This is a genomic window from Pseudomonas edaphica, assembly GCF_005863185.1.
Taxonomy (GTDB): Bacteria; Pseudomonadota; Gammaproteobacteria; order Pseudomonadales; family Pseudomonadaceae; genus Aquipseudomonas; species Aquipseudomonas edaphica.
Genome location: NZ_VBVZ01000136.1, coordinates 1 through 12,513 on the forward strand (window position 1 = coordinate 1; position 12,513 = coordinate 12,513).

Annotated in this window: 14 protein-coding genes and 2 pseudogenes; 4 read left to right on the forward strand and 12 right to left on the reverse strand. The window is 59.9% G+C overall.

Annotated elements, in window-relative coordinates:
- The 3 genes and pseudogenes from FEM54_RS11435 to exbB all read right to left on the reverse strand — a co-directional run.
- Window positions 1-151, reverse strand: a pseudogene (locus FEM54_RS11435) (energy transducer TonB); the annotation flags it as partial.
- Window positions 148-573 (reverse strand): TonB system transport protein ExbD, encoded by a 426-nt coding sequence (gene exbD / locus FEM54_RS11440; RefSeq protein ID WP_003195519.1) that lies wholly within the window; start codon window positions 571-573, stop codon window positions 148-150. The gene exbD and the pseudogene FEM54_RS11435, both read right to left, overlap by 4 nt.
- A 6-nt stretch (window positions 574-579) precedes the next feature.
- Window positions 580-1,563 (reverse strand): tonB-system energizer ExbB, encoded by a 984-nt coding sequence (exbB, locus tag FEM54_RS11445; protein WP_017135843.1) that lies wholly within the window; start codon window positions 1,561-1,563, stop codon window positions 580-582.
- A 189-nt stretch (window positions 1,564-1,752) separates the two neighbouring features.
- Here exbB and FEM54_RS11450 point away from each other — a divergent pair, with 189 nt between their 5' ends.
- Window positions 1,753-2,604, forward strand: a complete 852-nt coding sequence (locus FEM54_RS11450) for an SDR family oxidoreductase (protein ID WP_017135844.1) — start codon at window positions 1,753-1,755, stop codon at window positions 2,602-2,604.
- Between the two features lie 126 nt (window positions 2,605-2,730).
- Here the strand turns inward: FEM54_RS11450 and FEM54_RS11455 are convergent, their stop codons facing one another.
- The 6 genes from FEM54_RS11455 to FEM54_RS11480 all read right to left on the reverse strand — a co-directional run bounded on the left by FEM54_RS11455 (window position 2,731) and on the right by FEM54_RS11480 (window position 8,027).
- The gene (locus FEM54_RS11455; RefSeq protein WP_017135845.1) at window positions 2,731-3,474 is read right to left on the reverse strand and encodes a hypothetical protein; all 744 of its coding nucleotides are present in this window, start codon (window positions 3,472-3,474) and stop codon (window positions 2,731-2,733) included.
- Between the two features lie 56 nt (window positions 3,475-3,530).
- Entirely contained in the window at window positions 3,531-3,911 is a 381-nt protein-coding gene (locus FEM54_RS11460) for a RidA family protein (RefSeq protein ID WP_003176922.1), read from the reverse strand.
- A 24-nt stretch (window positions 3,912-3,935) separates the two neighbouring features.
- Complete coding sequence (spoT, locus tag FEM54_RS11465; protein WP_016975931.1) at window positions 3,936-6,041, reverse strand: bifunctional GTP diphosphokinase/guanosine-3',5'-bis pyrophosphate 3'-pyrophosphohydrolase; 2,106 nt, start codon at window positions 6,039-6,041, stop codon at window positions 3,936-3,938.
- 60 nt (window positions 6,042-6,101) lie between these two features.
- Complete coding sequence (gene rpoZ, locus FEM54_RS11470; RefSeq protein WP_003176920.1) at window positions 6,102-6,365, reverse strand: DNA-directed RNA polymerase subunit omega; 264 nt, start codon at window positions 6,363-6,365, stop codon at window positions 6,102-6,104.
- 167 nt (window positions 6,366-6,532) lie between these two features.
- Entirely contained in the window at window positions 6,533-7,153 is a 621-nt protein-coding gene (gene gmk / locus FEM54_RS11475) for a guanylate kinase (protein WP_010168203.1), read from the reverse strand.
- Window positions 7,154-7,163: 10 nt separating this feature from the next.
- Window positions 7,164-8,027, reverse strand: coding sequence for a YicC/YloC family endoribonuclease (locus tag FEM54_RS11480; RefSeq protein WP_099550260.1), 864 nt, complete (start codon window positions 8,025-8,027; stop codon window positions 7,164-7,166).
- Window positions 8,028-8,246: 219 nt separating this feature from the next.
- Here FEM54_RS11480 and rph point away from each other — a divergent pair, with 219 nt between their 5' ends.
- Both rph and FEM54_RS11490 read left to right on the forward strand, forming a co-directional pair.
- Window positions 8,247-8,969 (forward strand): ribonuclease PH, encoded by a 723-nt coding sequence (gene rph, locus FEM54_RS11485; protein WP_003213280.1) that lies wholly within the window; start codon window positions 8,247-8,249, stop codon window positions 8,967-8,969.
- A 22-nt stretch (window positions 8,970-8,991) separates the two neighbouring features.
- Window positions 8,992-9,360 carry a DUF4870 domain-containing protein gene (locus FEM54_RS11490; RefSeq protein ID WP_017135847.1) on the forward strand — a complete coding sequence of 123 codons (369 nt, stop codon included), beginning with the start codon at window positions 8,992-8,994 and terminating at the stop codon, window positions 9,358-9,360.
- 58 nt (window positions 9,361-9,418) lie between these two features.
- On the opposite strand, the gene FEM54_RS11495 is transcribed toward FEM54_RS11490, so the two are convergent.
- On the reverse strand, window positions 9,419-10,198 hold the full coding sequence (locus FEM54_RS11495) for an exodeoxyribonuclease III (protein WP_003176915.1): 780 nt from the start codon (window positions 10,196-10,198) through the stop codon (window positions 9,419-9,421).
- Window positions 10,199-10,280: 82 nt separating this feature from the next.
- On the opposite strand from FEM54_RS11495, the gene pyrE reads away from it, so the two are divergent.
- Window positions 10,281-10,925: an orotate phosphoribosyltransferase gene (gene pyrE, locus FEM54_RS11500; protein ID WP_017135848.1), complete on the forward strand. Its 645-nt coding sequence runs from the start codon at window positions 10,281-10,283 to the stop codon at window positions 10,923-10,925.
- A gap of 168 nt (window positions 10,926-11,093) precedes the next feature.
- Here pyrE and argB read toward each other — a convergent pair whose 3' ends face one another.
- Together argB and FEM54_RS11515 are read right to left on the reverse strand one after the other, a co-directional pair.
- Complete coding sequence (argB, locus tag FEM54_RS11510) at window positions 11,094-11,999, reverse strand: acetylglutamate kinase (RefSeq protein WP_015886532.1); 906 nt, start codon at window positions 11,997-11,999, stop codon at window positions 11,094-11,096.
- A 20-nt stretch (window positions 12,000-12,019) separates the two neighbouring features.
- Window positions 12,020-12,513 (reverse strand): annotated as a pseudogene (locus FEM54_RS11515) (phosphomannomutase/phosphoglucomutase); the annotation flags it as partial.

Consider the following 12,513-nt stretch of genomic DNA (forward strand, 5'->3'; position numbering starts at 1 on the left):
GCGCGAGGTCGATGACCATCGCCGCCGGTGGCAGTGTTACCGGATGCGGCGCGGACCACTGGAGCGCGATGATAATCGCGACGGCATGCACGCCCAGCACGACGGCGAGGCTGGTGCCATAACGCGTCAGTTTGTGGCGCGTCGTGATCATTTCTTGGCTGCCGTCTCAAGTCCGACCAGGCCTACCTTGAGGTAGCCGGCTGCCCGCAGGGCATCCATCACACTCATCAGGTCGCCGTAGTCCACGCCTTTGTCGGCCTGGAAGAAGATCGTCGTGTCTTTCTTGCCTTGGGTCTTGGCGTCGAGCACCGGGCCCAGGGTTTCAGCTTTGACTTCTTCTTCGCCCAGGAACAGGCGTTGGTCCGCCTTGACGCTGAGAAAAATCGGCTTCTCCGGCCGCGGCGCAGGCTTGGCGCTGGACGCGGGCAGGTCGACCTTGATATCCACGGTCGCCAGCGGCGCGGCCACCATGAAGATGATCAGCAGCACGAGCATTACGTCGATAAACGGCGTGACGTTGATCTCGTGGTTCTCGACGAGTTCGTCGTCGCCTTGATTCAAATGCAGGCCCATGGCCGATTACCCCACTTTCACCATGTGCGGTTGCGAGCTGCGCTCGGTAGGCAGGTGATCGAGGTCGCGGCTGACCAGCAGCAGGACTTCTGCCGACGCGTCCGAAACCTGGGCCTTGTAGCCGGCAATCGAACGGGCGAAGACGTTGTAGATCACCACCGCAGGGATTGCTGCAACCAGGCCCAGCGCGGTTGCCAGCAGGGCTTCGGCGATGCCGGGGGCGACGACGGCGAGGTTGGTGGTCTGGGTTTTGGCGATGCCGATGAAGCTGTTCATGATGCCCCACACGGTGCCGAACAGGCCGACAAACGGTGCGGTGGAACCGATGGTGGCCAGCACACCGGTGCCGCTGCTCATGTTACGGCCGCATGCTGCAACCAGGCGTTCGAGACGGAAGCTGACGCGTTCCTTGATGCCTTCTTTTTCGCGGGTATTGACCGACAGACGCATTTCTTCCAGAGCGTCGTGTACCAGCAGGTTGGCCAGGGTGCCCTTCTTGGTCGCGCTCTCGCTGGCTTCCTTGAGGGTGGTGGCTTTTTTCAGGTGGACGATCTCAGCGCGCAGACGGCGCTTGGCGCCCAGCAGCTCGAAGCCCTTGGCGATCCAGATGGTCCAGGTGATGATCGAGGCGATGGCCAGGCCGATCATCACGGCTTTTACCACGACGTCAGCGTTCTGGTACATGCCCCACGGCGACAGGTCATGGGCCATGCCCAGGCTGTTGTCTTCTTCCAACACTACACCGGTTTCGTCGGCAGGTGCGACGTCGCCTGCAGCCTGGGCCGGGTCTGTGGCAACCGGGGCGGCAACAGGAGCAGCTGGCGTAGCGCCGGTGTGCTCGGCAGCAGCCGGTGCGGCTGGGGCGGTGGCATCAGCGAAGGCAGCGGTCGGTGCCAGCAGTACGCTGAACAGCAGCGCAGCAATCGCACGCCAGGCGCGGGATGGGCTGTGAAGCTTGGTTGGCGAAGCGGGGTTTGTATTACGTGTCATGCTGGCCGGACCTGAGAGGAAAAATTGAGTGATCGTCCTGCCAGACCCTTGAGGGTCGAGGACAAATGGGCCGTTATTATTGCAAGTAATTCTTGTTAACAGAAGTAATACAGTAACTTTATTTGTGCTTTTTCTGGCCGCTCGTCATCTGCGAGGGCTAATCTAGACCTTTAAGAACGGAGTTTTATGATGTCTGCGCCTTCTGTTGTGATTGCCGGTTGCGGCGATGTGGGGAGCCGGCTGGCTAGCCAATTGCTCGGCGCGAATTGGGAGGTTCATGGCCTGCGCCGTGATGTTTCAAAGCTCCCCGATGGCGTGATCGGCATTGCCGGCGACCTGTTCAAAAAGGATTGTCCTGAGACCTGGCCGATCGGCGCAGTGGATTACCTGGTGTATTGCGCGGCCGCCACCGACCACGATGAGGCCGGGTATCGCGCGGCATACGTGCAAGGGTTGCAGCATGTGTTGGAGTGGCTGAGTGACTACGGCCAGGCGCCCAGGCACCTGCTGTTTGTTTCCAGCAGCAGCGTGTATGGCCAGCAGAATGGTGAGTGGGTCGACGAAACATCTGATACCAGGGCGACGGGCTATTCCGGCCAGGTCATGCTGGAGGCCGAGCAGGTCGCGCTCAACAGTGGGATCCCAGCGAGTATCGTGCGCTTGACCGGGATTTACGGCCCGGGCCGCGAATGGCTGCTGACCCAGGTACGCCAGGGCTATCGCGTGGCGATCGATCCGCCGTTGTATGGCAACCGGATTCACGCGGATGATGCGGCAGGTTTGCTGGCCTTTTTGCTGCGTCATGTAGAGCAGGGTGGCTCGCTGGAAAAAATCTACATCGGGGTCGACGATGCCCCAGCGCCATTGGCGGAGGTGGTGGGCTGGTTGCGCGAGTACCTGGGCGTGACGGAGTGGGCGGATGACGCCAGTGTAAGGCGTGCCGGCAGCAAACAATGCAGCAACGCCCGGGCTAAGGCGTTGGGCTGGGTGCCGACCTACCCGACTTATCGCGAAGGGTATGCGGCGATTCTCAAGGGCTGAAACGCAGTCAAAAAATGTGGGAGCTGGCTTGCCTGCGATAGCGAAGTATCAGTCGACCTCTATCTCGACTGAGCCACCGTCATCGCAGGCCAGCCAGCTCCCACATTTGCTTCAGGGTGATGCTGGTTATTTCTTCTCAAGCAGCCATTGGCGCGGGCCGGGCGTGAACTGCGGCACCTCGTCGGCCAGCGCGGTGTTGATCGCTTGGAATATCGCCAACTGCTTGCCTTTGCGCGTGAAGATCCAGGGGTTGCCCTGGCCGTTCAATTGCAGCCAGATGCTGTCGTAGCCGCCGCTCATAGAGGCGCAGTCGCCCGCCAGACACAGCGAGTAGCGGTCGACGCCTGGCAGGCCGGCGACCTTTCCGTCGGCCTGGAACTGCACTGTGGAACCGTCGCCGTTGCCGTCGGTAATCTTCCAGTCGCCGCCCATATAGGCTGCATACAGTGCCCGTTCGAAGTTGGCGCCCAGTGGCGCACCTTCCGGGGCGGGATCCTTGGCACGGGCGAACAGTTGCTCGGGCTCGTTATCGTTGGCCACTTGCAGCAGTTGTTTGCCTTTGCGCTTGAGTTCGGTGGCGGAGCTGCCGTAGAACTCGACGTTCCAGGCGCCGGATTTATCCCCGAGCAACTTGCCTTCGGCGACTTCAAAGCCGTTGTAGTAGCGCGCCTGCAAAGCCTTGGTATTGACCTCCCATTCGAGGTTCGGGCCAAAACTCTGCAGCGCTTCGCGCAAAGGGCCGCCCTTGGCTGCCGCGTTGATGGCGGCCTGGTTGATCCAGGTGCCACTCACATCCAGGTCGGCGGGGTTGCTGGCGCAGCCGCCGAGCAACAGGGCGAGCAACGAAGTGGCTACAAGCGCTTTGCGCATCATGAAATCCTTCTGAAACGAAGTCGGCGCAGCCTGTTGAGGCTGCGCCGGGTGTTTTACTCGATGACCAGAATCGCGTCCATCTCAACCTGTGCGCCCTTTGGCAGCGCAGCAACGCCGATGGCAGCGCGGGCTGGGTACGGCTGTTCGAAGTACTTGCCCATGATCTCGTTGACCTTGGCGAAGTGGCTCAGGTCGGTGAGGAAGATGTTCAGCTTGACGATGTCCTTGAACGAACCGCCGGCGGCTTCGGCTACGGATTTCAGGTTTTCGAAGACTTGTACGGTTTGTGCTTCGAAGCCTTCAACCAGTTCCATGGTCTTTGGGTCCAGCGGAATCTGGCCGGACATGTAGACGGTGTTGCCCGCCTTGATCGCCTGGGAGTAAGTGCCGATGGCGGCCGGGGCTTTGTCGCTGGTGATAACAGTCTTGGTCATGAGTTGCTCCTTGTAAGAGAGGGGCTATGCACGCATACGGGTGATACGGATCACTCCGGTCAGGGCGCGCAGTTTCTTGATCACGCGGGCCAGGTGCACGCGGTCGTGCACGCTGACCACCAGCTGGACCACGCTGATGCGCCCATCGCGTTCATCCATGCTGATTTTTTCGATATTGCCGTCGGCCGCGTTGACGCTGCTGGCAAGCAGTGCGATCAGGCCGCGCTGATGCTCCAGCTCCACACGCAGCTCGACGTTGAATTCGCCGGTGACATCCTTGGCCCAAGAGAGCTGGATGCATTTCTCCGGGTTGTGGCGGATTTCGGTGATATTGCGGCAGTTGTCCAGGTGCACCACCATGCCTTTGCCCGCCGACAAGTGGCCGACAATCGGGTCGCCCGGGATCGGCGTACAGCATTTTGCGTAGCTGAGCACCAAGCCTTCGGTGCCGCGAATCGCCAGTGGACCTTCCGGGCTTGGCAATTGTTCGCCTTCGCCGAGCAGGCGACGAGCGACTACATAGGCCATGCGGTTACCCAGGCCGATATCTTCCAGCAGGTCTTCGATGGTTTCCTGGCGATACTCGTGGAGCATCGCTTGTACGCGCTCTGTCGGAATTTTGTCCAGGGCACTGTCGAAACCGTTGAGGACCTTGTTCAACAGGCGTTCGCCGAGGCTGATGGATTCGGAGCGGCGTTGCAACTTCAGGGCGTGGCGGATGTGTGTCCGCGCTTTACCGGTGACCACGAAGTTGAGCCAGGCCGGGTTCGGGCGCGCGCCGGGAGCACTGACGATCTCGACCGTGGAGCCGCTTTGCAGCGGTTCGGACAGCGGCGCGAGGCGACGGTTGATCCGGCAGGCAATGCAGCTGTTACCGACGTCGGTGTGCACCGCGTAGGCAAAGTCGACCGCCGTGGAGCCTTTGGGCAGCTCCATGATTCGGCCTTTGGGCGTGAACACGTAGACCTCGTCCGGGAACAGGTCGATCTTCACGCTTTCGATGAATTCCAGGGAGTTGCCGGCACGTTGTTGCATTTCCAGCACGCCTTTGACCCACTGGCGAGCACGGGCGTGGGTGCCTTTTGGCTGTTCGTCACCGCTGGATTTGTATAGCCAGTGGGCGGCGATGCCGTTGTTGGCCATCTCTTCCATTTCCCGCGTGCGGATCTGGATCTCGATCGGCACCCCGTGCATACCGAACAGCGTGGTATGCAGCGACTGATAGCCGTTGGCCTTGGGAATGGCGATGTAGTCCTTGAAGCGCCCCGGCAGGGGTTTGTACAAATTATGTACAGCACCCAGCACGCGGTAGCAGGTGTCTACCTTGTCGACGATGATCCGGAACGCGTACACGTCCATGATCTCGTTAAAGGCCCGGCGCTTGCCGCGCATCTTCTTGTAGATGCCGTAGATGTGCTTCTGCCGGCCGCTGACTTCGCCTTCAATCTCGTCGATCGCCAGGCAGTGGCTCAGCGACTCTTCGATCTTGTTGACGATTTCCTTGCGGTTGCCCCGTGCGCGCTTGACCGCCTGGTAGATGCGCGCCGAGCGCATCGGGTGCATGGCCTTGAAGCCGAGGTCTTCGAATTCGATACGAATGGCATGCATGCCCAGCCGATTGGCGATGGGGGCGTAGATTTCCAGGGTTTCCTTGGCGATGCGCCGGCGTTTTTCGCCGGACAGCACTTCCAGCGTGCGCATGTTGTGCAGCCGGTCGGCCAGCTTGACCAGAATCACACGGATATCCCGCGCCATGGCCATGGCCATTTTCTGGAAGTTTTCTGCCTGGGCTTCAGCCTTGGTCTCGAAGTTCATCTGGGTCAGTTTGCTGACCCCGTCGACCAGTTCGGCCACGGTTTCACCAAATTGCGCGCTGAGCGCTTCCTTGGCGATGCCGGTGTCTTCGATCACGTCATGCAGCATCGCGGCCATCAGGCTCTGATGGTCCATGTGCATGTCGGCAAGAATATTTGCCACCGCAAGAGGATGGGTGACATACGCCTCGCCGCTTCGGCGGCGCTGGCCGTCGTGGGCTTGTTCGGCGTAGAAATACGCTCGGCGGACCAGGTTGACCTGGTCTGGGCCGAGGTAGGCCGATAAGCGATCGGCGAGGGCGTCTATGCTCGGCAAAGTATGAACTCCTGCCGTTGGCTGTGACCCCGCGCCGTGCTACGTCGACCAGGCATAGGCTTAGACGGCCTCGTTGGACTCGTCCTCGAACGCTGCAAACAGCGGTTCGTCTTCAACGATTTCAGCGTTGGCGATGAACTCGTAGCTCATAAGGCCTTCAGCGATTTCACGCAGGGCTACAACGGTAGGCTTGTCGTTTTCCCACTGGACCAGGGGCTCTTTGCCGCCGGTGGCCAGTTGACGGGCACGCTTGGTAGAGAGCATGACCAGCTCAAAGCGGTTATCCACGTGTTCTAGGCAGTCTTCAACGGTTACGCGGGCCATGGTATTCCTCGGAGCGAATGCAAGATGCGCGCTGCCCGGTTGGGCGAGCGGACTAAACAGTTTAAAAAATCACCAGCGTTTAGGGAAGCGCTGATTTTCCCCGCGCCCTCGCAAAACCGCTACAAGTGCCAATGTAAAGCCCTTGCAGCGGTTTTGGGAAGCGCCAATCAACCAAGCAGTTCAGCGAGTAATTTGCCAAAACGCTGCTGTTGGCGCTTTTGCTGGAGCTGATTGGTGCGAAAAATCGCCTTCAAGTCATCCAGTGCGTGGGCAAAATCGTCATTAATGATCAGGTAGTCGTAGTCGACGTAGTGGCTCATTTCGCTGACGGCTTCGCGCATGCGGCCTTCGATGATCTCGTCGCTGTCCTGGCCGCGGTTGGTCAGGCGCTGGTGCAACGCTTCCAAAGACGGCGGCAGGATGAAGATGGAACGCGCCTTGGGCATCAGTTGGCGCACTTGTTCGGCGCCCTGCCAGTCGATCTCCAGGATCAGGTCGTGGCCTTCGTCCAGCGTCTGCTGCAGGTGGCTTTGCGAGGTGCCATAGAGGTTGCCGAACACTTCCGCGCGCTCCAGAAAGTCGCCGTGTTCGATCATCTTGACGAACTCGGTGCGCTCGACGAAGTGATAGTGCACGCCGTTCACTTCACCTGGGCGCATGGCGCGGGTGGTGTGCGAGACCGAAATGCGGATTTGCTCGTCGGCGTCGGTCAAGGCTTTGACCAGGCTGCTCTTGCCCGCGCCCGATGGCGCAGAAATGATGTAAAGGGTGCCGGTGCTGTGGGTCATGGAAGTTGCCTTACTCAATATTCTGTACTTGTTCGCGCATCTGCTCGATCAACACTTTGAGGTTGACCGCAGCCGTGGTGCTGCGCGGATCAAACGCCTTGGAACCCAGTGTATTGGCTTCGCGGTTGAGTTCCTGCATCAGGAAGTCCAGGCGCCGACCGGCGGCACCCGCTGATTTGAGTACGCGGCGCACTTCGAGGATGTGGGTGCTCAGGCGGTCGAGTTCTTCGGCTACGTCGCTCTTTTGCGCCAGCAGCACCATTTCCTGTTCCAGGCGCACCGGGTCGAGGTCGGCCTTCATGTCGGTGAAGCGGTCCAGAACCTTCTGGCGCTGGGTGGCGAGCATCTGCGGCACCAGCTCACGCAGGGTGACCACGTCTTCTTCGATCGAAGTCAGGCGCTCATTGATCAGGCGGGCCAGTTCGGCGCCTTCGCGCTCGCGGCCGGCCTTGAGTTCCTTCAAGCCCTGGGTGAACAGGGCGAGGGCTTCGGCATTGAGGGCTTGCGGGTCGGTGGCGTCGGCCACCAGTACACCGGGCCAGGCCAGCACTTCCAACGGGTTCAGCGCGGCCGGTTGCTTGATCAGGCCGGCGATGGTTTCGGCGGCGGCTACCAGTTGCGCGGCGCGATCGCGGTCGACCTGCAGCGGCTTGCCGGTGGTTTCTTCGGTAAAACGCAGGGTGCATTCCAGCTTGCCCCGCGAGATACCCTGGCGCAACGCTTCACGCACGGCGCCTTCGAGGTCGCGGAAGGATTCCGGCAGGCGCAGGTGCGGCTCCAGGTAGCGGCTGTTGACCGAGCGCAGTTCCCAGCTCAGGGTGCCCTGGGCGCCGGCTTTTTCGACGCGGGCGAAGGCGGTCATGCTGTGCACCATGGAAGTACCTCGCGATGCAGACCCGCAAATGCGGGCTGATGGGTAAATTTTGAAGCCGACAGGCTGCGAAGGCGCAGGATTGTAGCGCAGTGGGGCGAGCGCGCCCAAACAATGGGCGCCGACCAGGCCATTCGTAACCGAATTTTTTAGAAGTGCCCCGAAACGGTTCGCGGCTCTATAATGCTCGGCAGTTTTTCGTCCTTCGTACAGGTATCCCCTATGAAACGTCCAAGTGGTCGCGCTGCCGATCAGCTCCGCTCGATCCGCATTACCCGCAACTACACCAAACACGCCGAGGGATCTGTACTGGTCGAGTTTGGCGATACCAAAGTGATCTGCACCGTCAGCGTCGAAAACGGCGTGCCGCGCTTCCTTAAAGGCCAAGGTCAGGGTTGGTTGACTGCCGAGTACGGCATGCTGCCGCGCGCTACCGGCGAGCGTAACCAGCGTGAAGCCAGCCGTGGCAAGCAAGGCGGTCGCACCCTGGAAATCCAGCGCCTTATCGGCCGCTCGCTGCGCGCAGCCCTGGACATGTCCAAGCTGGGCGACGTGACCCTGTACGTCGACTGCGACGTGATCCAGGCTGACGGCGGCACCCGCACCGCCTCCATCACTGGCGCCATGGTGGCCCTGGTAGATGCGCTTAAAGTGATCAAGAAGCGCGGCGGCCTCAAAGGCGGCGACCCGCTCAAGCAGATGATCGCCGCTGTGTCGGTTGGCATGTATCAGGGCGAGCCTGTGCTGGACCTGGACTACCTGGAAGATTCGGCCGCCGAGACCGACCTGAACGTAGTGATGACCAGCACCGGTGGTTTCATCGAAGTGCAGGGCACCGCCGAAGGCGCGCCATTCCAGCCAGCCGACCTGAACGCCATGCTCGCCCTGGCCCAGAAAGGCATGACCGAAATCTTCGAACTGCAGAACGCCGCACTGGCCGACTGAGCCTGCCTCAAGGAGAAGCGCCATGAATGACAGCCAAATGCCCGTACCTACGCCTTCCTACGAAGTGCGCCAGGGAGCCATGTTGTGTCATCTCGCGGCGTTTCTGGGGTTTGTGTTCCCTTTCGGCAGTGTCGTGGGGCCGCTGATCCTGTGGCAGATGAAGAAGGAAGTGGACCCGTTCATTGATGATCAGGGCAAGGAAGCCCTGAACTTCCAGATCACCGTAGCCATCGCCTGGATGGCGTGCATTGTGCTGGCCTTCGCGGTGATCGGGTTTTTCCTGATGTTTGCCCTGGCAATCGCCACGGTGGTGCTGACGATCATCGGTAGCATCAAGGCCAACAAGGGGATTGCCTATCGCTACCCCTTGACCTGGCGAGTGGTCAAATAATGAGCAGGCACAAAAAAACCGACAGCGATGTCGGTTTTTTTGTGCCCGGAAAAAGACCTTAGATGGTCAGCGTCCAGTCGTAGTCCACGATCAGCGGCGCGTGCTGCGAAAAACGCGGCTGACGCGGCAGGCGTGCGCTGCGAACGAACCGGCGCAGACCTGGGGTCAGCAACTGGTAGTCAAAACGCCAGCCCAGGTTGAGCATCTCAGCCTGTTCGTTATCCGGCCACCAGCTGTACTGGTCGCCTTCACGGCTGACTTCGCGCAGGGCATCCACATAGCCCATGTTGCCGACAATCTCGTCCATCCAGGCCCGTTCCGGCGCCAGGAAACCCGGTGATTGCTGGCTGTCGCGCCAGTTCTTGATATCCAGCTTCTGTTGCGCCACGTACAGCGAGCCACAGTAAATGTACTCGCGACGTTTGCGTCGCTGTTTATCCAGATAACGGGCGAAATCGTCCATTAGCTTGAACTTCTGGTTCAAGTCTTCATCGCCGTTCTGCCCCGAAGGGAGCAGCAAGGTCGCGATGCTGACCTTGTCGAAATCGGCTTGCAGGTAGCGCCCGTAGCGGTCGGCTGTCTCGAAGCCGAGGCCGCTGATGACCGCCTTGGGTTGCAACCGTGAGTACAGAGCCACGCCACCTTGGGCAGGGACTTCGGCATCACAGGCATAAAGGAAGTAGCCATCCAGTTGGAAGGCTGGGTCGTCCAGTTCAAAGGCGGAGGCGCGGGTGTCCTGCAGGCAGATGACGTCGGCATTCTGTGCTTGCAGCCAACTGAGCAAACCACGCTCGACTGCAGCCTGAATACCATTGACGTTCACACTGATGATCCGCATAAATGGCCCCAAAAATCGCGTGCGTGTATGATACACGCCGTCTACCTAATTAGCTAAATCCGTGGTATCTGAGGCTTTTTTCATGCAGGCGTATCAACGCGATTTCATTCGTTTTGCCATCGATCGCGGCGTTTTACGCTTCGGTGAGTTCACTTTGAAGTCTGGGCGCACCAGCCCTTACTTCTTCAATGCAGGCCTGTTCAACTCGGGTTCGGCCCTGGCTCAGCTGGGTCGTTTCTATGCGGCAGCCATCGTCGATAGCGGTATTTCCTTCGACGTGTTGTTCGGGCCAGCCTACAAGGGCATCCCTCTGGCGGCCGCTACGGCCGTGGCCCTGGCTGAACATCATGAGCTGGATTTGCCATGGTGCTTCAACCGCAAAGAGGCCAAGGCTCATGGCGAAGGCGGCAGCCTGGTCGGTGCGCCACTCAAGGGCGACGTGCTGATCATCGACGATGTGATCACCGCCGGCACCGCCATCCGTGAAGTGATGCAGATCATCGCGTCCCAGGAAGGTGCCAAGGCCGCCGGCGTGCTGATCGCGCTGAACCGCCAGGAGCGCGGCAACGGTGAGTTGTCGGCAATCCAGGAAGTGGAGCGTGATTTCGGTATTCCGGTGGTGAGCATTGTTTCGTTGAACCAAGTGCTGCAATACCTGGAAGATGACGCGCAGCTCAAGCAGCATTTGCCTGCAGTGCGTGCGTACCGTGAGCAGTTCGGCGTCTGACACCGAACCCCTGTGGGAGCGGGCTTGCCCGCGATAGCGGTATGTCAGGCGGTGCAGTTCTTGAATGTGCCGCCGTCATCGCAGGCAAGCCAGCTCCCACATTGGAACTGTGAAAACAAAAAAGGCCCCGCTCAATTGGATTGAGCGGGGCCTTTTGGTATTTGGCGTTTAAGGCCGCTTGCGGTTACTGATCAGCGTACCCACACCCGTATCGGTGAAGATTTCCAGCAGGATCGCATTCGGCACGCGGCCATCCAGGATCAGCGAACTGCCCACGCCGCCTTGCACGGCTTCCAGCGCGCAACGGATCTTCGGCAGCATGCCGCCGTAGATGGTGCCATCGGCAATCAGCTCGTCCACTTGTTGAGTGGTCAAACCGGTCAATACCTTGCCTTCCTTGTCCATCAGCCCGGCGATGTTGGTCAGCAGCATCAGCTTCTCGGCTTTCAGTGCTTCAGCCACTTTACCGGCGACCAGATCGGCGTTGATGTTGTAGGACTCACCGTTGGCGCCCACGCCGATGGGCGCGATCACCGGGATGAAGTCGCCCTTGACCAGCAGGTTCAACAAGTCGGTGTTGATGCCGATCACTTCGCCGACCTGGCCGATGTCGATGATTTCCGGCTGGGTCATTTCCGGCGTCTGGCGGGTCACCGTCAGCTTTTTCGCGCGGATCAGTTCCGCGTCCTTGCCGGTCAGGCCGATGGCACTGCCGCCATGGCGGTTGATCAGGTTAACGATGTCCTTGTTGACCTGGCCGCCAAGGACCATCTCCACCACGTCCATGGTCTGCGCGTCGGTGACGCGCATGCCATCGATGAAGTGACTCTCGATCGACAAGCGCTTGAGCAGGTCGCCGATTTGCGGGCCGCCACCATGGACGACTACCGGGTTGATCCCCACGGCTTTCATCAACACGATGTCGCGGGCAAAACCGGTTTTCAGCTCGTCGCTTTCCATGGCATTGCCGCCGTACTTGATCACCAGCGTCTTGCCGACGTAGCGTCGAATGTAAGGCAACGCTTCGGACAGGACCTTGGCAGTGTTGGCAGCGGCTTCGCGTTCGAGGGTCATTCAGGGCTCCGGTAAAAAAATCAGAACGGTAATTGGAGATCAGGGGCAACACGTTTCAACTGGGCGTGGAACACGTCCTTGATGCGCTGCAACTCAGCCTCGGTATCCGCCTCGAAACGCAGGACCAGCACCGGTGTGGTGTTGGACGCGCGAACCAGGCCCCAGCCTTTGGCGTAATCGACTCGCACACCATCAATGGTGGTCAGGTTGGCGCCTTCGCCCCATTGCGCATCGTGCAGTGCGTCAATGATGCTGAATTTGCTCTCCTCGGTCACATGTATATTGATCTCTGGCGTAGAAATATCGTTCGGGAAGGTCTGAAACAGCTCTTGCGCCGTGGATTTTTCCTTGCTGAGGATCTCCAGCAGACGGGCGGCGCTGTAAATGCCGTCGTCAAACCCGAACCAGCGCTCTTTGAAGAACACGTGGCCGCTCATTTCACCGGCCAACAGCGCGCCGGTTTCCTTCATTTTCTTTTTGATCAACGAGTGACCGGTCTTCCACATTAGCGGGC